This is a genomic window from Paenibacillus durus ATCC 35681 (assembly GCF_000993825.1).
Classification (GTDB): domain Bacteria; phylum Bacillota; class Bacilli; order Paenibacillales; family Paenibacillaceae; genus Paenibacillus_AQ; species Paenibacillus_AQ durus_B.
On record NZ_CP011114.1, the window covers coordinates 1,208,800 to 1,228,787 of the forward strand.

Annotated in this window: 19 protein-coding genes and 1 riboswitch; of the genes, 18 read left to right on the top strand and 1 reads right to left on the bottom strand. The window is 53.5% G+C overall.

Annotated elements, in window-relative coordinates:
• Positions 1 to 57: 57 nt before the first annotated feature.
• From VK70_RS05380 to VK70_RS05405, 6 genes are all read left to right on the top strand, one after another.
• A complete protein-coding gene (locus VK70_RS05380; protein ID WP_025695107.1) occupies positions 58 to 246 on the top strand; it encodes a hypothetical protein in 189 nt (62 codons plus the stop codon).
• Between the two features lie 74 nt (positions 247 to 320).
• The gene (gene accD / locus VK70_RS05385) at positions 321 to 1,214 is read left to right on the top strand and encodes an acetyl-CoA carboxylase, carboxyltransferase subunit beta (protein WP_025695106.1); all 894 of its coding nucleotides are present in this window, start codon (positions 321 to 323) and stop codon (positions 1,212 to 1,214) included.
• A 1-nt stretch (position 1,215) separates the two neighbouring features.
• The gene (locus VK70_RS05390) at positions 1,216 to 2,220 is read left to right on the top strand and encodes an acetyl-CoA carboxylase carboxyltransferase subunit alpha (protein WP_025695105.1); all 1,005 of its coding nucleotides are present in this window, start codon (positions 1,216 to 1,218) and stop codon (positions 2,218 to 2,220) included.
• A 311-nt stretch (positions 2,221 to 2,531) separates the two neighbouring features.
• Entirely contained in the window at positions 2,532 to 3,953 is a 1,422-nt protein-coding gene (pyk, locus tag VK70_RS05395) for a pyruvate kinase (protein WP_025695104.1), read from the top strand.
• A gap of 255 nt (positions 3,954 to 4,208) precedes the next feature.
• Positions 4,209 to 4,766 (top strand): acyl-CoA thioesterase, encoded by a 558-nt coding sequence (locus VK70_RS05400; RefSeq protein ID WP_025695103.1) that lies wholly within the window; start codon positions 4,209 to 4,211, stop codon positions 4,764 to 4,766.
• A complete protein-coding gene (locus tag VK70_RS05405; RefSeq protein ID WP_025693338.1) occupies positions 4,763 to 5,161 on the top strand; it encodes an FxsA family protein in 399 nt (132 codons plus the stop codon). Before VK70_RS05400 ends, VK70_RS05405 begins: the two co-directional genes overlap by 4 nt.
• A 152-nt stretch (positions 5,162 to 5,313) precedes the next feature.
• On the opposite strand, the gene ytvI is transcribed toward VK70_RS05405, so the two are convergent.
• Positions 5,314 to 6,429 carry a sporulation integral membrane protein YtvI gene (gene ytvI / locus VK70_RS05410; protein ID WP_025695102.1) on the bottom strand — a complete coding sequence of 372 codons (1,116 nt, stop codon included), beginning with the start codon at positions 6,427 to 6,429 and terminating at the stop codon, positions 5,314 to 5,316.
• A 387-nt stretch (positions 6,430 to 6,816) separates the two neighbouring features.
• Between ytvI and citZ the strand changes: the two genes are divergently transcribed.
• The 12 genes from citZ to VK70_RS05470 all read left to right on the top strand — a co-directional run bounded on the left by citZ (position 6,817) and on the right by VK70_RS05470 (position 19,946).
• Complete coding sequence (gene citZ / locus VK70_RS05415; protein WP_025695101.1) at positions 6,817 to 7,929, top strand: citrate synthase; 1,113 nt, start codon at positions 6,817 to 6,819, stop codon at positions 7,927 to 7,929.
• Positions 7,930 to 8,084: 155 nt separating this feature from the next.
• A complete protein-coding gene (gene icd / locus VK70_RS05420) occupies positions 8,085 to 9,380 on the top strand; it encodes an NADP-dependent isocitrate dehydrogenase (RefSeq protein WP_025695100.1) in 1,296 nt (431 codons plus the stop codon).
• A 228-nt stretch (positions 9,381 to 9,608) separates the two neighbouring features.
• Complete coding sequence (locus tag VK70_RS05425) at positions 9,609 to 10,037, top strand: hypothetical protein (RefSeq protein WP_046722943.1); 429 nt, start codon at positions 9,609 to 9,611, stop codon at positions 10,035 to 10,037.
• Positions 10,038 to 10,182: 145 nt separating this feature from the next.
• Positions 10,183 to 11,055 (top strand): SDR family oxidoreductase, encoded by an 873-nt coding sequence (locus tag VK70_RS05430; protein ID WP_046722944.1) that lies wholly within the window; start codon positions 10,183 to 10,185, stop codon positions 11,053 to 11,055.
• Between the two features lie 138 nt (positions 11,056 to 11,193).
• A riboswitch (TPP riboswitch) is annotated at positions 11,194 to 11,295 on the top strand.
• A 112-nt stretch (positions 11,296 to 11,407) separates the two neighbouring features.
• Positions 11,408 to 12,058 carry a thiamine phosphate synthase gene (locus tag VK70_RS05435; protein ID WP_025699378.1) on the top strand — a complete coding sequence of 217 codons (651 nt, stop codon included), beginning with the start codon at positions 11,408 to 11,410 and terminating at the stop codon, positions 12,056 to 12,058.
• A 5-nt stretch (positions 12,059 to 12,063) separates the two neighbouring features.
• Positions 12,064 to 12,267 carry a sulfur carrier protein ThiS gene (thiS, locus tag VK70_RS05440; RefSeq protein ID WP_025699376.1) on the top strand — a complete coding sequence of 68 codons (204 nt, stop codon included), beginning with the start codon at positions 12,064 to 12,066 and terminating at the stop codon, positions 12,265 to 12,267.
• A 5-nt stretch (positions 12,268 to 12,272) separates the two neighbouring features.
• A complete protein-coding gene (locus VK70_RS05445) occupies positions 12,273 to 13,301 on the top strand; it encodes a ThiF family adenylyltransferase (RefSeq protein ID WP_046722945.1) in 1,029 nt (342 codons plus the stop codon).
• Between the two features lie 44 nt (positions 13,302 to 13,345).
• Entirely contained in the window at positions 13,346 to 14,116 is a 771-nt protein-coding gene (locus tag VK70_RS05450) for a thiazole synthase (protein WP_025698556.1), read from the top strand.
• 18 nt (positions 14,117 to 14,134) lie between these two features.
• Positions 14,135 to 15,253, top strand: a complete 1,119-nt coding sequence (gene thiH, locus VK70_RS05455; RefSeq protein ID WP_025698554.1) for a 2-iminoacetate synthase ThiH — start codon at positions 14,135 to 14,137, stop codon at positions 15,251 to 15,253.
• A gap of 152 nt (positions 15,254 to 15,405) precedes the next feature.
• Positions 15,406 to 17,025 carry a fumarate hydratase gene (locus VK70_RS05460; protein ID WP_025698552.1) on the top strand — a complete coding sequence of 540 codons (1,620 nt, stop codon included), beginning with the start codon at positions 15,406 to 15,408 and terminating at the stop codon, positions 17,023 to 17,025.
• 251 nt (positions 17,026 to 17,276) lie between these two features.
• Positions 17,277 to 19,073 carry a two-component system histidine kinase PnpS gene (pnpS, locus tag VK70_RS05465; RefSeq protein ID WP_025698551.1) on the top strand — a complete coding sequence of 599 codons (1,797 nt, stop codon included), beginning with the start codon at positions 17,277 to 17,279 and terminating at the stop codon, positions 19,071 to 19,073.
• 144 nt (positions 19,074 to 19,217) lie between these two features.
• A complete protein-coding gene (locus tag VK70_RS05470; RefSeq protein ID WP_025698548.1) occupies positions 19,218 to 19,946 on the top strand; it encodes a response regulator transcription factor in 729 nt (242 codons plus the stop codon).
• Positions 19,947 to 19,988 lie beyond the last annotated feature (42 nt).

Consider the following 19,988-nt stretch of genomic DNA (forward strand, 5'->3'; position numbering starts at 1 on the left):
TGATTCCAATATACGGGATACGGCTTTGGAATCGAGATGGGGAGGCCTCGTCAGGACATGTGGACGGTAATTTATATTGCGCCTACCGCCAAAGTGGCGGATATGATTAAGAGCAAGTTGACAGATGAAGGATTTCTGGTAAAATGCCGTCCTGTCAATATGTCCAAGCAGCAGTTTGAGATTCTGGTTCCTTCCGGTGAGCTTGATGAAGTGCAGGAAGTGCTTAACCTGATTCTGCATCCCTAGATTGACATCATGAGAGCAGTGATTACAATGTAGATGCTGCCTTACGCAAATAAACGGCTGAAGAGGTGCGACTCTTGTTCAAAGATTTGTTTCAGAAAAAACGGAAATATGCGACGGTTCCTTCGCAGCGTCTGGAGCAAGCGAACATACCGGCGGAAGGGGAACGCCCTAAGCGGGAAATTCCCGAAGGGCTGATGAGCAAGTGTCCCAAATGCGGATCGATCCAGTACAGCAAAGAGCTGGAGAAGAATCTCAAGGTATGTACGGCCTGCGGCCATCATATGCGGCTGAACGCTCCCGAAAGAATTGCCATAACGCTTGATCCGGGGAGTTTTATCGAGTTCGACGCAGGGATGGTATCTGTGGACCCGCTTCAATTCCCGGGATACAGCACGAAGCTCGAGCAGCAGAAGCTGAAATCGGGCCAACTTGACGCCGTCATTACGGGACAGGGAAGCATTGAAGGGCATATGGTTATTGTGGCGGTTATGAATTTTGAATTTTTTACAGGCAGCATGGGCTCGGTGGTCGGGGAGAAAATTACCCGTGCCATCGAGGAAGCGACTGAAAGAAAGCTGCCCATGGTTATATTCTCGACTTCCGGCGGAGCCCGGATGCAGGAGAGCATCCTAAGCCTGATGCAAATGGCGAAGACCAGCGCGGCGCTGGCGCGTTTCGGCGAGTCCGGAGGATTATACATATCCGTAATTACGGACCCGACGACGGGCGGCGTGTCCGCAAGCTTTGCGACGCTGGGGGATATTAACATCGCGGAGCCGGGAGCCGTATTCGGGTTTGCCGGACGAATCGTCATCGAACAGACGATCCGCCAGAAGCTGCCGGATGATTTCCAGACGGCGGAGTTCAATTTACAGCACGGCCAGCTCGATCTGGTGGTGCACCGGAAGGAAATGCGTTCTAAGCTCGGCAAAATTCTGGAGCTTCATGACGTGAAGGGGGGATTCTAGAATGGCGGGGGACTTGCCTTTTGAAAAACCTCTCGTTGATATGCGCAAGAAAATTACGGAGTTAAAACAGTTTGGGGAAGAAAAAGGGATTGATTTCACCGACGAAATCGCCCGGCTGGAAGAACGCTACAAGCTGCTGGAAGAGGAGATCTATTCGAATATCTCCCCCTCGCAGAAAATGCACCTGGCCCGGCACCACGGCCGTCCGACCTCGCTGGATTTGATCGGGCTTATCTTTACCGATTTTATCGAACTGCACGGGGACCGGCTGTTCGGCGACGACCTTGCGGTTGTCGGCGGCATCGCGAAGCTGGAGGGAATACCGGTTACCGTGATTGGACAGCAGCGCGGCAAGGATACGAAGGACAATATCGCCAGATTTTTCGGCAGTGCGCATCCCGAAGGCTTCCGAAAGGCGCTTCGGCTGATGCAGCAGGCGGACAAGTTCCGGCGGCCGATCATTACGTTCATCGATACGAAGGGCGCTTATCCCGGCAACACTGCGGAGGAGCGGGGCCAATCGGAGGCGATTGCCCGCAATCTGCGCGAAATGTCCGGGCTCGGCGTGCCTGTCGTCTGCGTCGTTATCGGTGAAGGCGGCAGCGGCGGTGCGCTGGCGATGGCCGTGGGCAACCGCGTGCTGATGCTGGAGCATGCCATTTACTCCGTCATTTCACCGAATGGCGCCGCGTCGATATTGTGGAAGGACGCCGCGAAGGCCGATCAGGCGGCGGAGGCGATGAAGATTACCGCCGACGATTTGCTAGCGATGGAAGTCATCGAGGAGATGATCCCCGAGCCCAAGGGCGGCGCACACCGCGATTACGGGACTACTGCGGCGTCCATCAAGGATGCCCTCGTCCGGCATTTGCATGATTTAGCCAGTCTGGATGCGGACGAGCTTAGGGAAGACCGTTACCGGAAATTCCGTAAGATCGGGGAGTTCGCGGAATCGCAGGCGGCGGAAGAGGTCTTTACCGAGGAACCGGCGCTCAGTCCGGAGTAACCGCATTTTCTTTGCCCAAGGCCATCTATAAGTTTTTTACGCTTATAGATGGCCTTATATTTCTACGAGAAACGGGTGCCCTCCTCCTGCGAGGACGGCGCAGCCGTTTTCTTCTTGTTTGGCTGCACCGCCGCTAATTTGTACGAAAAAGCCGCAGAAACATTGATTTTAATGTCCGGTTGAAGTAATATTCATAAGGGCGCAGTCAATACTGCATTATGACATAGTTCCTATTCATTTGGACAACTTTGTAGTAGATTTTGTAGTTGGAAAAAGTGTAGACAGAGAAACGAAAAAACGGAGGAAAACTAATGCGGAAAAGTAAAATTGTATGTACGATTGGTCCTGCAAGTGAATCGTTGGAGAACATCAAGAAATTGATCCTGGCCGGAATGAATGTGGCACGTCTGAACTTCTCCCACGGTGATTTTGAAGAGCATGGAGCACGGATTACGAACATCCGTCAAGCATGTAAGGAACTGAACAAGACGGTTGCCATCCTGCTCGATACGAAAGGACCTGAGATTCGTACAGGCAAGCTCGAAGTGGAACCAATTGAACTGGTGCAGGACGAGTATCTGACCCTGACTACGGAAGAGATTCTTGGCGATAAAAATCGTATTTCCATAACTTATTCCGATCTTCCTAAAGATGTTCAAGTAGGCTCCACAATTCTTATTGACGACGGCCTCATCGGGCTCACTGTTGTCGACGTTCAAGGTACAGAAATCAAGACCCGTATTGTCAATGGCGGCACAATCAAGAGCAAGAAGGGCGTTAACGTGCCTGGAGTTGCTATTTCCCTGCCTGGTATTACGGAAAAAGACACCAACGATATCATTTTCGGGATCGAACAGGACATCGATTTTATCGCCGCTTCCTTCGTTCGCAAAGCTAGCGATGTTAAGGAAATTCGCGATCTTCTCGAGAAGCATAACGCGAGCCACATTCAAATCATCTCCAAAATTGAAAATCAGCAAGGTGTCGATAACCTTGATGAAATTCTGGCGGCTTCCGACGGCCTGATGGTTGCCCGCGGCGACCTTGGCGTGGAAATTCCGGCGGAAGAAGTACCGCTAGCACAGAAACTGATGATTCAAAAATGTAACATTGCAGGCAAACCGGTAATCACCGCTACGCAAATGCTCGATTCCATGCAGCGCAACCCGCGTCCAACCCGCGCAGAAGCGAGTGACGTGGCTAACGCTATCTTCGACGGAACCGACGCTATCATGCTGTCCGGTGAAACGGCTGCAGGTAAATATCCGGTAGAATCGGTACTGACAATGTCCCGTATCGCCGAAAAAGCGGAATCCGCACTGAACCACCGTGATATCTTCCTGAAGCAGCAAATTGCCCAGAAGACGACAGTAACGGAAGCGATCAGCCAATCCGTAGCCATCTCGGCGCTGGATCTGAATGCCAAAGCGATCATTTCCTCCACGGTCAGCGGACATACCGCCCGCGTGGTTTCGAAGTACCGTCCGGTATCTCCGATCATCGCGGTAACGACTCAAGATAGAACAATGCGTCAGCTTGCTCTCGTATGGGGCGTAACTCCGGTTAAAGGATCGCCGGCATCGTCCACCGATGAGCTTCTGGAAACGGCTGTTCAAGGCGGCAAAGATTCCGGTCTTGTCCAAGCCGGCGACCTTGTCGTGATTACGGCAGGTATTCCGCTCGGACATTCCGGTTCCACGAACCTGGTAAAAGTTGAGCAAATTGCCGACTAATTTGCCGATAACGCATATTGAAATTTAGCAATATTGCAAGCTATAAGATTCGAAATAAAAGCAATGGCATCTTTTGCCATTGCTTTTTGCTTGGTAATGATTCAATACCATTTCCATCTATGGGAGTATCCGGATGATGCTTGGCTTCGGTGCTCCCGCAGAAAGCAGCCAGCGGCGGCTGAAGGACTTAGCGCGCAACTTGAAATATAAGACTGAATAAGCTATTTTAGATCAAGGGAAAGGAGGAGATCATGCGTGGAAACCCAAGATTTTTTGCCGGGCCTCTGGCATGCCGCCTTCTTGAGGGTTCGTTACCAAGAGAGCGATCAGATGGGCGTAGTATACCATTCCAATTATTTGAACTGGTTTGAAATCGGACGGACCGAAATGCTGCGCGGACTCGGCTTTTCTTATCTTGAACTGGAGAACCGGGGGTTGCTGCTTCCGGTCACCTCGGCAGAACTGCAATTCAAGCGGTCCGCAAAATATGACGATACAATCGCCGTCTATGCCCGCATGTCGTCGTTTACGCCTCTTCGGCTAACTTTCGAATATGAGGTACGGCGGGCATCCGGCCCGGAACTGACCGGCGCAGGCTTGTATGGATCGGATGCCGCTGTTCCGCATAACAATAATGGGCTTTCATTTGCTTCTGGCTTCCAAGCCTCGGCAGCCGGAGAACTGCTCGTTACCGGCTCCACCGGCCATGCCTGGGTAAACCGGGAGCTGAGGCCCGTACGGCTGGACAGAGCATTGCCTGAAGTTTATGGCGCAATCGTGACGGCGCTGCGTACAGAAAAGAGGACGATATGATTAAAAGAAATTGGCTGTGGGCGGCGTTATTCATTATTCCCGCCACAGAACTCTTCGGCTTTATCCTGGTATCGTCCTGGTTTGGAGCGTCCAAGACGCTGCTGCTGCTGATCTCGACTTCTCTTATCGGTCTTCTGATGATGCGTTTTGAGGGCAGCAAGGTGCTGCAGGACAGCAGGCAGCAAATGCAGGAGGGCAGGATTCCGGGCCGGACGATGCTGGACGGGTTATGCATCTTTTTCGGGGGATTGCTGCTGATTATACCGGGATTTATCACGGACATTATCGGCTTTACCTTGGTTTTTCCCCTGACCCGGCCCCTGTACCGCGGATTTCTGCTGAAGTGGATTGAGAAAAAAATGAAGAATGGCACGTTTACCTATTATAAGAGATAACCCGGGCTTAAACCTGTTGCCAAAAGAGCGAAGACCGCCTGATAATGATGCGGCCTTCGCTCTTTTTATCGTTTCATGCGGCGAGTAGGCGGCATCTGCAGATCCGGAGGCGTTATGCCGGCTGTGGCGGCAGCTTTTGCGAAGCCGTCACCTTAGTGCAGTCTGCCGTTAAGGATATAGGAATGGAGACTGCGGAAGACGCCCGCCCGCCAGAAGGCGCCAAGGATTACGAGCGCAACCGGTCCGAGAATCAGGCCGGCTGCGCCGAGCAGCTTCAGGCCGGCGAACATGCCGATCAGCATAGCAAGCGGGTCGAGACCTGTGCTGCTGGCCACGAGCTTCGGCTCCAGCACCTGGCGGGTAATCAAAGTGATGCCATACAACACGGAAAGACCGATGCCAAGCGGCATATCACCTGTCATATAGGAATAGAGAGCCCACGGAATCATTACGATTCCGACGCCAAGATAGGGCATCAGATCGACAAGGCCGATGATCAGTCCAAGAACGAAGGCCGATTTGACGCCCAGAAGAATCAGCCCGGTAATAACAATGGCGCCAGTAATCGAGATTAAGACAAGCTGCGCAAGCAGATAACCGAAGAACGCTCTCCGCAGATCGCTGAAGATTTTCGCCGCTGCGCTGCGAAATCCGTCCGGCAGCCAATCTGACAGCATTCGGCTCCGCCGCTCCCATCCTGTGGCGAGAAAGAAGGCGGCAAGAACGACGACAATGAGCACCGTTCCGAGCGATGGGAGGGAAGCGATTATTTTCAGAATCAGATTGAAGATGCCGGTAACGAGATTGGTCGCCGCAACCCCGATCGATTCCGTCGTTTTGCTGATATGGCTGTCGATAGTGGCGTGATAATCCGGATTGCTGTTGTAGAACTGATTAATTTGGTTAATGATATTTTGAAGGCGGTCGCTGCGGCTCCAGGATTGAAGCAGTTCATGCCACTGCGGCGCGTGCAGATTGAAGGTTTGGGCAAGAACGGCCAGTTCTTTGACCAGCCGGGTAACAAGCGCGGTAAGCACAAGCCCGGCGGAGCCGATATAAAGCGCAAGCGAGAGGATCACCGCAAGCCATGACGGCAGTCGCAGCCGCTTTAGGCTTTCTACCACTGGGCGTATGCTGTAAGCGAGCAGCCAGGCGAGGCACAGCGGATAAAGCAGCGGAAGCAGAACATAAAGGCAGAAGAGAGCAAGAAAGGCGGCTAACACGACCCATAGGCCCCTTAGCAGTCTTTTCAGCGTCAGGCTGTCCATGCGGATTCTCCTTTCCATATGCGGTAATGAACGGCTCATTTAATGCTCGTCCTCGTCCTAATGTATATTCCGGTTAGAGGGAAATCATCCCTTTTTTCAGCCCGTGTAAACTGAAGGCGCTTACATGAAACATTCGCAAGGAAGCAATTTTCTATCTCTCCGATAAAATCATTTGATGCGCCGTAAAGCTTCCACATAGTTCACGTAATCTACAATTTCCGGTATGATAATTAAAGGCTCTATTTTTTAGATTGAATCATTTATTCATCAACCTTCTGGGCAGCAGACTTAATTTATACGCAATCATTTTTTAACTACTTTGAATTGTAAATGTTTTCACGGATTTACACCTCTAATTACCCCAGTTGGCAAAAGGAGAGATATAACATGACAGTGATAAAGGGACTGGAAGGCATTATTGCGGCTGCTTCCTCCATTAGTTCAATTGTTGACGGCGTGCTCACTTACCGTGGATATAATATCGATGATCTTGCCGAAAATGCCAGCTTCGAAGAGACGGCCTTCTTGCTTTGGTTCGGCAGCTTGCCGACCACCGCTGAGCTGGAGAAGCTGAAGCGCGACCTAAGCGATTTTGCGGCGATTCCGGAGCAGGTTATCGCGCAGATGAAGCTGTATCCGAAGGATGCCAATACGATGGCCGCTTTGCGCTCCGCCATATCGAGTCTGGCGCTGTACGATGAGGCTGCCGATGATATGAGCCGCAGCGCCAATGAAATCAAGGCAGTGAAGCTGCAGGCGCAGATTCCGACGATTGTGGCGGCGCTGGCGCGCATCCGCAAAGGGCTGGAGCCTATCGCTCCCAAGCCTGGCGCTTCCATTGCCGAGAACTTTTTGTATATGCTCCGGGGCGAGCAGCCCGATATGGTATCGGTCAAGGCTCTCGACACAGGGCTTGTGCTGCATGCCGACCATGAGCTGAACGCCTCGACCTTTACCGCAAGGGTAACGGTTGCGACGCTGTCTGACATTTATTCCGGAGTCACCTCGGCAATCGGCGCGCTTAAAGGTCCGCTGCACGGCGGAGCGAACGAAGCTGTAATGAAAATGCTGGAGGAAATCGGCAGCTTTGAGAATGTAGAGCCTTATATTCGCGTCAAGCTGGAGCGCAGGGAGAAAATTATGGGCTTCGGGCATCGCGTCTACAAGAACGGCGATCCGCGCGCGAAGCACCTGATGAAAATGTCGCGCGAATTGGGCGTAATCAAGGGCGATACGAGGCTGTACGACATGTCCGTAAAGATCGAAGAGATGGTAACCGGGCAGAAAGGCCTCAAGCCCAATGTCGATTTTTATTCCGCGTCCGTGTATACTCAATTAGGCATAGACCGCGAGCTGTTTACGCCGATCTTCGCCATCAGCCGGGTATCGGGATGGACCGCTCACATTCTCGAACAGTACGAAGATAACCGCATTATCCGTCCGCGTGCGGAATACACGGGTCTTGTGGAGCAGAAATACGTTCCGGTCAACGAAAGATAAGCAGCCTTTTCCTGCATGCCTGTCCTGAGCGGAAGGATGCAGGCTGCAAATGATCAGCCGCTAAAATGGCATACTCTTCTTAAAGCCTTGGTCCACCCTTAAAGCTAAGAGAAGCGTATGCCGCACACCAACTTTTAAGGAGGAATTATACACTAATGCTGAAACTCGAAAAGTATGAACTGCCGACAGAAGGCGAACAAATCACAATTGATAATGGCAAGCTGCAGGTTCCCAATCATCCGATTATCCCTTTCATTGAAGGCGACGGAACGGGCCGCGACATATGGAAAGCCTCCAAGCGGGTGCTGGATGCGGCGGTAGATAAGGCTTACGGCGGAACCAAGAAGATTGCCTGGTATGAAGTGTTTGCCGGAGAAAAGGCGTATAATACATACGGAGAATGGCTTCCGAACGATACGCTCGAAGCGATCCGCGAGTATATCGTTGCGATCAAAGGGCCGCTGACGACGCCGATCGGCGGAGGCATCCGTTCCCTGAATGTGGCGCTGCGCCAGGAGCTGGATCTTTACGTATGTTTGCGTCCGGTGCGGTATTTTGACGGCGTGCCTTCCCCGGTGAAGCATCCGGAGCTGGTCGATATGGTCATTTTCCGGGAGAACACGGAAGATATCTATGCCGGCATTGAATACCAAGAAGGTACAGAGCAGGTTAAGAAAGTGATCGAGTTCCTACAAAAAGAAATGGGCGTGAGCAAGATCCGTTTCCCGGAAACGTCGGGCATCGGCATCAAGCCGGTATCGTCCGAAGGCTCGAAGCGTCTCGTTCGCGCCGCTGTGGAATACGCGGTTAAGCATGGACGGGGGAGCGTTACGCTTGTGCACAAAGGCAATATCATGAAGTTCACCGAGGGCGCGTTCAAGAACTGGGGCTACGAGGTGGCTGAGCAGGAGTTCGGCGACAAGGTGTTCACCTGGAATCAGTACGATGTAATCAAGGAGCGCGAAGGCGTTGACGCGGCAAATGCCGCTCAGAAGCAGGCGGAGCAGGATGGCAAAATCATTATCAAGGACGCTATCGCCGATATCGCGCTGCAGCAGGTGCTGACGCGTCCGACCGATTTCGACGTCATCGCCACGCTGAACCTTAACGGCGACTATCTGTCTGACGCGCTGGCGGCACAAATCGGCGGCATCGGCATCGCTCCGGGTGCGAACATCAACTACGTGACCGGGCATGCCATTTTTGAAGCAACCCACGGTACGGCGCCGAAGTACGCGGACAAGGACGTTGTGAATCCCGGTTCGGTCATTCTGTCCGGCGTCATGATGCTGGAGCATTTGGGCTGGCAGGAAGCCGCCGATCTGATCTACAAAGGCATGGGAACTGCCATCAACAACAAAACAGTAACTTATGATTTCGCAAGGCTGATGGAAGGAGCGACAGAGCTGAAATGCTCCGAATTCGCTGACCAAGTGATCCAACATATGTAGAAGGTTGACATATTGGCCATCCATCGTTACAAGATTACCGGCGCCCGCACGGCTCTGATGCTCGCTCAGAATGAATGAGGTAAGCGGAGCCGGTAATTGACAAAAGTATGAACGAATCCTCATTTTATTTAAGATAAAATGGGGATTTTTCTTTTGAGATTAAGCAATTAGTGTTTATAATATTTATTGATATAACTTATGTCACAGATTTATCGGGAGGGATATGATATGGACTGGAGCGTTTTAATGTTCTTACATATGATTGGCACGCTGACGCTCGGTTTTTACCTGGTGCTGCCTTTCATTCTAGGACGGACAGAGAAGCTTTCTTCTGCAGCCAAGGAGGGTACGCTGAGCGCAATCGGCGCGTTTAATCGCTTTGCCCAATATGGCTTGGTCATTCAACTGCTTACCGGCGGCTACATGATGACCAAAGGCGAGTATTCGGTCCCGTGGATGATTATAGTTACACTGCTGCTGCTCGCCATGTTTGCTTTGGGCGGCATTATGAGCAAGCCGCTGCGGCTTGCGGCCGCAGGCATGAAGCAGAGTAGAGACGTTTCGGGTGAAACGGGCAAAATCCGCACGTTGAGCGCGCTGCTGGCGGTGTGCTTGCTGGTCATGGTCTTCTTTATGGTTTTTAATGAGATTATTTGAACAAAAAGCATAGCCCGGCCCAGGTCGCCCGTCTCCATTTGGAGGCGGTTTTTTTGTCGTTGTGAGCAGGAATGAATAATTGTACATCCCTAAGACATCCTAAGGAAAGTCTGTATTTTACAACTTTTCGAGAGGAGAATGAAAGATGTCTGAGAGCAATCAGCAAACCCAAAAGACGTTGCCGCCGCAGCATCAGGATCGTATGCCCGGTCTGGAATCGGAGATGACACCACGGCCTAAATACGAACCGGCGGCATACAAAGCGGCGGGCAAGCTTCTCGGTAAAGCGGCCTTGATTACAGGTGGAGACAGCGGCATCGGCCGCGCGGTAGCCGTGGCTTTTGCCAAGGAGGGGGCCGATGTAGTCATTTCATATCTCAATGAGCACACTGATGCAGAGGAAACGAAGCGCCAGGTTGAAGAGGAAGGACGCAAATGTGTTCTCATATCCGGCGATATCGGCGTCGAAGTATTCTGTCAGGATCTTATCAACAAAACAGTGGCAGGTCTGGGCAAGCTGGATACTCTTATTAATAATGCGGCGGAGCAGCATCCGCAAGAAAGAATCGAAGATATCAGCTCCGAGCAGCTGGAGAGGACCTTCCGCACTAATATTTTCTCGATGTTCTATTTGACAAAAGCGGCCATGCCCCACTTGAAACAGGGCTCGACCATCGTCAATACGACGTCGATTACCGCTTACAGAGGAAACCCTCAACTGCTGGACTACTCGTCCACCAAAGGCGCGATTCTCAGCTTTACACGCTCACTGGCCATGAATTTGGTGGATAAAGGCATCCGCGTCAACGCGGTCGCGCCAGGTCCAATCTGGACGCCGCTCATTCCTTCCACCTTTGATGAGAAGAAGGTCAGCGAGTTCGGCGGAACACAGCCAATGAAGCGCCCGGGACAACCTGAAGAACTGGCTCCGGCTTTTATCTACCTGGCTTCCGACGATTCATCGTATGTAACCGGCCAAGTCATTCATGTGAATGGCGGCGAAATCGTTAACGGCTGATAACTCTTAACGTAATAAGCGGATTTTCCGCTGAATACGCAAGCCCCGATCCAAATCACGCGGATTGGGGCTTTTTCATGAAAAGGTGGTATGAAAAGGAAATTTATGATACGCTGTGAAAGATCAATAGCTGCATAGCGTGAACACTAGGGGTGCCGCAAGGCTGAGACGAACGCAAGGTTCGGACCCTTTGAACCTGATCTGGTTTATACCAGCGTAGGGAAGTGGAGAGTGAATATCTGCATCCGGGCCTGCCAAGGCTCGATCCATTTGCAGTTTCCAGCCGCCTTCCTTCGGGATGGCGGTTTTTTGTGCTGCTTATGAGAAATGAACACAGGAGGCGAATAGGGCTATGTGTCCGCCAAAGTCAAAGGAACCCGAAATTCATCTGATATCCGGCGGCGGGACGTTAATGGACAGCTTTATTCTTATCGCTGCGGCAGTAAGACCCTTTGTAGACTACATTCATTTGCGGGAAAAAACGCGTACAGCGGAAGAATTGTATAAAGCGGTAGAGAAGATGCGCAGCCTTGGGATTCCGCTGGAACAAATCGTTGTGAACGACCGGCTGGACGTCGCGCTGGCCTCCGGCGCAGGAGGCGTTCAGCTTGCAGGGCACAGCCTCCCGACCCCCGCAGCTCGCAAGCTGTCACAGAGCCTGCGCATCGGCCGTTCCGTCCATTCCCCGGATGAAGCAGCCGCCGCTGCAGGAGAGGGGGCGGATTACTGCTTGTTCGGGCATGTATACGCCTCGGCCAGCAAGCCGGGTCTTCCAGGGCGGGGGCTGGATAGGCTGGCGGAAACCGTGCGTGCCTGCCCGGTTCCGGTCATTGCGATTGGCGGCATTGAACCGGGCAATGCAGGACAGGTGATTTCACGCGGCGCGGCGGGCATTGCCGTGCTCTCGGGCATCTGCGGCGCGTCCGATCCTGTCGCTTCCGCAAAGTCTTACCGTGCTGCCGTCCGGGCTGCCGCTCAAGAAGCTGGATATGAAAGGAGGTGAGGGCAATGAAACTCTATATCAACGGGAACGAGACCGAGCTGGACGAAGCTTGCGCTACGCTTACGGATCTGCTGAGCCGCCCCGAATGGAAGGAACGGCGGATGATCGTTGAACTGAACGGCATGATCGTAGGCAGGGATGATTTCGGAATGGTCCTCCTTGCCGACGGGGACCGTATTGAGCTTGTGCATTTTGTGGGAGGAGGCTGAGGCCGGTGAAATTCGCCGGAGAGGACAGATACAGCAGGCAGGAACGGTTTTACGGAATCGGAGCCGAAGGCCAGAAGAAGCTGGCGCAGGCGAAGGTTCTGATTATTGGCGCAGGGGCGCTTGGCTCCGCATGCGCGGAGACGATGGTGCGCTCGGGTGTGGGCAAGGTGACCCTCGTCGACCGGGATTATGTAGAGTGGAGCAACCTGCAGCGTCAAAATTTGTTCAGCGAGCAGGATGCGGCTGAGCGGATTCCCAAAGCGGCGGCTGCCGCCCGTAGGCTTCGCAGCGTCAACTCCTCTGTGGAGGTGGAAGGTATCGTTGCGGATATTACAGCGGAGGAGATTGGCCTCTATACCCAGGGTATCGACCTAATTCTTGATGCGGCGGACAATTTCGAGGTTCGGATGATCGTGAACGATATTAGCGCGCGGGACGGTATCCCCTGGATCTATGGCGCCTGCACCGGCAGCTACGGTATTTCAATGACGATTGTTCCGGGGCAGAGCGCCTGTCTTCACTGTCTGCTGGACAGTATCCCAGCCGGAGGGGACACCTGCGACACGGCGGGGATAATCGGCCCCGCCGTCCAGATGACGGCTGCCTACCAGACGGCCGAAGCGCTGAAGTGGCTGTCAGGGAACGTTAGCGCGCTGCGCGGGACACTGGTCTCTTTCGATCTGTGGACGAACCGTCACTCGTCGGTGGATACGGCCAAGCTGAAGCGCGCCGATTGCCCGTCCTGCGGCGCCAAACGCACTTATCCGTATTTATCGCCGGGCAGCCATTCCAGAACGGCCGTGCTCTGCGGACGGGATACGGTACAGATTCGCCCGCCAAGCCCTACGAGGCTTGATCTGGAGGAGTGGGAGCGGCGGCTGTCCGCCTATGGCCGGGCGGAGCGAAATCCCTTTATGCTGTCTTTGACACTGGACCGGCACCGCATGGCGATCTTTCCTGACGGCCGGGTGCTCGTTCACGGAACGGGCGATCCCGCCGAAGCCCGGTCGCTGTATCACCGTTATTTTGGCTGACCTATCAAGCTATTCTATAAACCGAAAAGGGGAGGATTAATATTATGCAGGATGCATTACATATCGGGGGCAAGGCTCTGTCCAGCCGCCTGTTCATCGGGACAGGCAAATACAGCCGCAACACGCTGATTCCGGAGGTAATCGCCCGTTCGGGCTCCGAAGTCATTACGGTGGCGCTGCGAAGAGTCGATCCCTCTTCGCAGAAAGAGAACATTTTGAGCCATATTCCGCCGCAGATGACCCTTTTGCCCAATACTTCCGGCGCGCGAACCGCAGAAGAAGCCGTGCGCATCGCCCGCTTGGCCAGAGCGGCAGGGATGGGGAACTGGGTGAAGATCGAAGTCATTAACGACCAGAGATATTTACTGCCGGACAATCTGGAGACGATCCGTGCAACGGAAATTCTGGCTGCCGAAGGCTTCGTCGTTCTTCCCTATATGAGTCCGGACCTGTCTGCGGCGCTCCGGCTGAGAGACGCGGGCGCGGCGGCGGTGATGCCGCTGGGCGCGCCTATCGGAAGCAACCGGGGCCTCCGGACGAAGGAACTGATCGGCATCCTGATTGAAGAGGCCGGTCTGCCGGTCATTGTGGATGCGGGAATCGGCCGTCCGTCGGAGGCGGCGGAAGCGATGGAGATGGGCGCGGCCGCCGTGCTGCTGAACACGGCGATTGCTACAGCCCGCGATCCGCTTGGCATGGCGGAAGCTTTTCGCGGCGCGGTAGCTGCCGGAAGGCAGGCGTATCTGGCCGGGCTGGGTCCGGTTCAGCAGGAGGCGGAAGCTTCTTCGCCTTTGACCGGTTTCTTGAACGTATAGGAAGGGGGACTGAGACTGTTGAGCTTTTATGAGTCGCTGACGATCCTGGAGCGTATTCCCTTTAGGGAATTGTGGCAGAAGTATACGAAGGACGATGTTATGCGGGCGCTGGCCAAGGAGAAGCTGGACAAGGAAGATCTGCTTGCTCTGCTGTCACCTGCGGCCAGCTGGCATCTGGAAGAAATGGCGCAAAAAGCGCAGCGCATCACCCGCTCGCATTTCGGCTATGCCGTTCAGCTGTTCACGCCAATGTATGTGGCGGATTATTGCGTCAACCACTGTACGTACTGCAGCTTTAGCGCCATTCATGATTTTCCGCGCAAGAAGCTGTCGCTGGAACAAGTTGAAGCGGAAGCGGCGGCAATTGCCTCTAGCGGACTTCGCCATATCCTGCTGCTTACGGGGGAATCGCGCAAGGACTCTCCGGTCGGTTATGTTAAAGATTGCGTGAAGGTGCTCCGCAAATATTTCTCCTCCATCAGCATCGAGGTTAATCCGCTGTCCACGGAGGAATACCAGGAATTGGCCGATACGGGCGTGGACGGATTGACTCTATTCCAGGAGGTGTACCACCAGGAGACGTACCGCAAGCTGCATGTCAAAGGGCCGAAGCGGAATTTCCGGGCCCGGCTGGATGCTCCGGAGCGCGGCTGTCAGGCGGGTTTCCGCTCCGTCAACATCGGCGCGCTGCTCGGCTTGTACGATTGGCGGCAGGAAGCGTTCATGACGGCGATGCACGCACGTTATCTTCAGGACCGCTATCCCGGCTGTGAGATCAGCCTGTCTCCGCCGCGTTTCCGTCCCTATCTCGGCAGCTTCAACCCTGAATCGGACGTAACCGACCGCGCGCTGGTACAGATTATACTGGCCTACCGGCTGTTCCTGCCCCGTTCCGGCATTACGTTGTCCACAAGAGAACCCGCTGAATTGCGGGACCGCCTTGTGCATCTGGGGGTAACCAAAATGTCGGCAGGCGTCTCGACCGAGGTGGGCGGGCATACCAGTGACGGGGGGACGCCGCAGTTTGAAATATCCGACAGCCGAAGCGTGCCGGAAATCAGGGATATGCTCTACGGCAGCGGACTTCAGCCGGTATTTAAGGATTGGGATATTCTTGCCGAAGGTTCCGTGCGCTGACGGAGGAGTTCAAAAGTTTAAGAGTTTAAGATTTCAAGCCAGCCTTCCTCTTTGCGGAGGGTTGGTTTTTTTTATTGGATTGCACCGGTATGATATGATAGATACAAAATGAAAGCCATCTAAACCCTGGACTTAAGAGGAGTGTATTGATGATGCGGAAGTTCGAAGACAGTGTGTATGATCTGATCGTTGAGACCTCTACCAACTTGCCCGGTGACGTGCGTCGGGCGATAGCTGCGGGACGGGCGCTCGAAGACAAAGATACACGCTCGGGACTGGCCCTGGCTACAATTGCGCAAAATATCGGCATGGCCGAGCATCAGATCTCGCCCATTTGCCAGGATACGGGCATGCCGACTTTTGTCATACATACGCCTGTAGGCGTGAATCAGCTCGAAATGAAGCGCGATATCCGCAAAGCCGTTGTGCGGGCGACCCGTGACGGCAAGCTGCGGCCCAACTCCGTCGATTCGCTAACAGGCGGGAATAGCGGCGATAATCTGGGCGAAGGCACACCGGTCATTCATTTCGAGCAGTGGGAAGAAGAGTATATTGATGTGCGGCTCATCCTCAAAGGAGGCGGCTGCGAGAACAAGAATATTCAGTACAGTCTTCCCGCCGATCTGGAAGGACTGGGCAGGGCCGGACGCGATCTTGACGGTATCCGCAAGTGCATTCTTCATGCCATCTATCAGGCCCAGGGGCAGGGGTGCAGCGCGGGATTTATCGGAGTAGGCATCGGCGGCGACCGGACTTCAGGCTATGAACTGGCGAAGAAGCAGCTGTTTCGCAAAGTGGATGATATGAATCCGATCCCGGAGCTGCGTGAGCTGGAAAATTATATGATGGAGAATGCCAATAAGCTCGGCATCGGCACCATGGGCTTCGGGGGAGAAGTAACCCTGCTCGGCTGCAAGGTTGGAGTGATGAATCGGCTTCCTGCGAGCTTCTTCGTTTCTGTCGCCTATAACTGCTGGGCGTTCCGCCGCCAAGGCGTGCTGATCGACACGGCTACCGGCGATATCCGGGAGTGGCTGTATGAGCGGGGCTCGGGCATTTCCGTAGGAGCGGTTACAGCGGAAACGCCGCCGGATGTGAATGCTGCGGGAACCGAAGGCTCCGGTGACTCAGCCGTCCGTCCCGCAGCTGCCGAAAGATCCGCTGCGATTAGCGCAGATACGGCAGGCGGTGCAAGGGAGATCCGGCTGACGACGCCGATTAGCGTGGAAGATATACGCCGCCTGCGTGTTGGCGATGTGGTCATCCTGTCGGGCGAAATGCATACGGGACGCGACGCTCTGCATAAGTACTTAATCGACCATGAGTCTCCGGTTGACCTAAGCGGAGCGGTCATTTACCACTGCGGTCCCGTCATGCTTAAAGACGAAGAGGGATGGCATGTGAAGGCGGCCGGTCCGACGACGAGCATCCGCGAGGAGCCGTACCAGGGTGACATCATCAGGAAATTCGGCATCCGGGCCGTCATCGGCAAGGGCGGCATGGGGGCTAAGACGCTTCAGGCGCTCCATGATCATGGCGGCGTCTATCTGAATGCGATAGGCGGAGCGGCGCAGTATTACGCCGAATGTATCAAGAAAGTGAACGGCGTCGATTTTCTCGAATTCGGTATTCCCGAGGCGATGTGGCATCTGACGATAGACGGATTTGCGGCGATTGTGACCATGGATTCCCACGGCAATAGCCTGCATGCCGACGTTGAGAAAGACTCCGCCAGTAAATTGGCGTTATTCCGTGAAGCGGTGTTTAAGTAAAGTGTCATATGGACGATGATCCGTGTCTAGAAGTGCTTTTTCGCGAAAGCTTGGCTATTTTGGTGTGTAGCCTGGACGGCAGCTTTTAGCAATGATAGTGATCATATGAAGCGGATCGGAGCACAGATGTATACGTCTGGAGCTCCGATTTTTGGTTTTGCATGGTATGCTTTTGCACTGGCAATTTCACTGAAATCGGGCTACGATAGAGTAAAGCAGTATAGTAAAGCATAGAAAGAGGCATGTGCCGCATGAAACCATTTCGAGTCCGTCTTTCGTTAATACTAATGACCTTGATCGGAATTTCCATGATTGGAGCGGGCTTCACGATGGCGCATCTGTTCAAGAATTCCCATGTTGCGGCGCTTGAAGATCATATGTCCCGGGAAATAAATCTGCTGTTGGGTACGATGGAATTCCCTGATATGAACGCTCCGGATGCGATTAATTATTATACCGGGCAGGCGAAAAGTATTGGTAAACTCACCAATTCAAGGGTTACCTTTATTACACAAGAGGGAAAAGTAATTGGCGATTCGGAGAGAAATCCGCTTTTAATGGACAACCACTCCAATCGTCAAGAAGAGATTATTGCGGCAAAAGACGGGATTGGCCGGGCAATCCGCTACAGTGACACGTTGAAGAAAAATATGCTTTATGTTGCCCAGAAGGTATCCTCACAGAACGGAAACTTTAACGGATATATCCGCCTGTCCCTGACCCTTGACAATGTCGAACAAGGAGTGAACAGGGCTTGGACGATTATGGCGGGCGGACTTGTGCTGCTGTTCATAGCGGCTGCTGTTGTCAGCTATCGTGTCTCGCTCAGCCTCACTTCACCACTGGAGCAGATTACCCGTGTGGCCCGCCGGATTACCGATCTTGATTACGACGCTCGGGTATCCCTGAACCGAAGGGATGAGATCGGCCAACTCGCGACCGCGATCAATGCGATGGCGGACAGTCTGCAGACCCAGCTTCGCACGATACGCGACAATGAGAACCTGCTGCAGAGCGTGCTTGATAATATGACCGGCGGCATCCTGCTGGTGAATGAGCGGGGAGAAATCGCCCTGCTCAACAAGGCGGCTGAGAAGATGCTGGACGTGAACGCGGAAGACTTGGTCGGCCGTTCCTTCCGTGAACTGAAGCGTCACTACGAGCTGACCCGGATTTTGGAAGATGGATTGTTCCGCCGGGAGCCGGTGCATGAGGAGCGGAGCTTCTACAATTCGGGAGAGCGGATCATGCGCCTGGACGGGGTGCCGATGACGCAGGATGACTCCTACCATGGCATGCTGTTCCTGCTGCAAGAGGTAACGGAAATCCGGAGGCTGGAGAGAATGCGCAGCGAGTTCGTAGCCAATGTCTCGCATGAGCTGAAGACGCCGGTTGCGGCAGTCAAGGGATTCGCGGAGACGCTGCTTGGGGGTGGGGTGAAGGACGAGAAGACGGCTAAATCTTTTTTGCAAATCATTTATGATGAGAACGAAAGGCTGAACCGCTTGATCGGCGATATTCTGGAATTGTCCAAAATCGAGTCCAAACGAGTCCAATTGGAATGCTCTCCGGTCCATCTGGCTGCCTTCTTCGATTCGCTGCTTGAAACGATGAGTAAGGTAGCGGAGAAAAAAAACATCAGCCTAAGTGCGGAGGTGCCGGAAGAACTATTCATTGAAGCCGATGAGGACAAGCTACGGCAGATTTTCCTCAACCTGCTGTCGAATGCGATCAATTACACACATGAGGGCGGCAACGTCAAGGTGAGGGCCATGAACCGGCTGAAAAAAGACGGAACGGAAACGGTTGTATTCACCGTTACGGACACGGGGATAGGAATTCCCCGCAAGGACCTGCCGCGTATTTTTGAACGATTTTACCGGGTGGACAAAGCGAGATCGCGGAGCTCGGGCGGAACCGGACTCGGATTGTCGATTGTCAAGCATCTGATGGACCTGCACCGCGGCGTTATTTCCGTAGAAAGCGATCTCGGTATCGGAACCACATTCACTCTGGAGCTGCCGCTGCTGCAGGAGGATGAAATCTGACTTTTATTTAAGTATTTCCGGTGTTTTGTGAAGCCAGAAGTTAAACTTAGGGTTAGACAGAGCGATTTGCGCAAATGTTTTACACTGGGATAACATTCCGATGATATGATTGGCTTGTCAAAAATTATGAAGACGGGGGAAACTATGGCACAACGATTGCTTGTCATCGAAGACGAACCGACTTTGGCCCGGCTGTTGTCATACAATTTGACGCAGGAAGGGTATGAGGTGGCACATGAGGATCACGGAACGGCGGGCTATGACCGGGCGGTCAGGGAGCATTTTGATTTGATTGTGCTGGATCTCATGCTGCCGGGGATGAACGGGATTGATATTCTGGATAAACTGCGCGGCCAAGGGATTACAACCCCCATTATCGTACTGACGGCAAAGAATACCGAAGAGGATGTCGTTCGCGGGTTGAAATCGGGAGCGGATGATTACATGACGAAGCCTTTCGGCGTATCCGAGCTGCTCGCCAGAGTCAGCGCCGTGCTCCGCCGCATCACGGGCATATCGGAAGAGCCGCAGCCTAGAACCGGAGAGAATGATTCCACCATTATTTTGGGCCAGCTTGAAATTTATCCTGAACGATACGAAGTGACATTGGGCGGGCAGAGCATTAATCTTCGTCCCAAGGAATTTGAGGTTCTGCTGTATTTGGCCCGCAAGCCGGGCGTTGTATTGACAAGAGACGATTTGATGAACGCCGTTTGGGGGTTCGATTACATCGGCGGGCAGCGTACGGTGGATGTTCATGTCAGTTCGCTGCGCAAGAAGCTGGAGCTGGACCCCGAGTCGGTACATATCGACTCCATCCGCGGAGTCGGCTACAAACTGGTCGTCAACAAACAAAGAACTCCGGTCATTTAACTGAGACCCGGGGTTCTTTTTTTATTAGAAGCCGTTTTCTTT

Bases quoted from the DNA above. Each gene is read 5' to 3' on its own strand.
- icd (WP_025695100.1), top strand. From the start codon at position 8,085: ATGCTGAAACTCGAAAAGTATGAACTGCCGACAGAAGGCGAACAAATC.
- VK70_RS05405 (WP_025693338.1), top strand. From the start codon at position 4,763: ATGATTAAAAGAAATTGGCTGTGGGCGGCGTTATTCATTATTCCCGCC.
- citZ (WP_025695101.1), top strand. From the start codon at position 6,817: ATGACAGTGATAAAGGGACTGGAAGGCATTATTGCGGCTGCTTCCTCC.
- thiS (WP_025699376.1), top strand. From the start codon at position 12,064: ATGAAACTCTATATCAACGGGAACGAGACCGAGCTGGACGAAGCTTGC.
- VK70_RS05450 (WP_025698556.1), top strand. From the start codon at position 13,346: ATGCAGGATGCATTACATATCGGGGGCAAGGCTCTGTCCAGCCGCCTG.
- pyk (WP_025695104.1), top strand. From the start codon at position 2,532: ATGCGGAAAAGTAAAATTGTATGTACGATTGGTCCTGCAAGTGAATCG.
- VK70_RS05430 (WP_046722944.1), top strand. From the start codon at position 10,183: ATGTCTGAGAGCAATCAGCAAACCCAAAAGACGTTGCCGCCGCAGCAT.
- VK70_RS05380 (WP_025695107.1), top strand. From the start codon at position 58: ATGTGGACGGTAATTTATATTGCGCCTACCGCCAAAGTGGCGGATATG.
- VK70_RS05390 (WP_025695105.1), top strand. From the start codon at position 1,216: ATGGCGGGGGACTTGCCTTTTGAAAAACCTCTCGTTGATATGCGCAAG.
- VK70_RS05435 (WP_025699378.1), top strand. From the start codon at position 11,408: ATGTGTCCGCCAAAGTCAAAGGAACCCGAAATTCATCTGATATCCGGC.
- ytvI (WP_025695102.1), bottom strand. From the start codon at position 6,429: ATGGACAGCCTGACGCTGAAAAGACTGCTAAGGGGCCTATGGGTCGTG.
- VK70_RS05425 (WP_046722943.1), top strand. From the start codon at position 9,609: ATGGACTGGAGCGTTTTAATGTTCTTACATATGATTGGCACGCTGACG.
- pnpS (WP_025698551.1), top strand. From the start codon at position 17,277: ATGAAACCATTTCGAGTCCGTCTTTCGTTAATACTAATGACCTTGATC.
- VK70_RS05460 (WP_025698552.1), top strand. From the start codon at position 15,406: ATGCGGAAGTTCGAAGACAGTGTGTATGATCTGATCGTTGAGACCTCT.
- VK70_RS05470 (WP_025698548.1), top strand. From the start codon at position 19,218: ATGGCACAACGATTGCTTGTCATCGAAGACGAACCGACTTTGGCCCGG.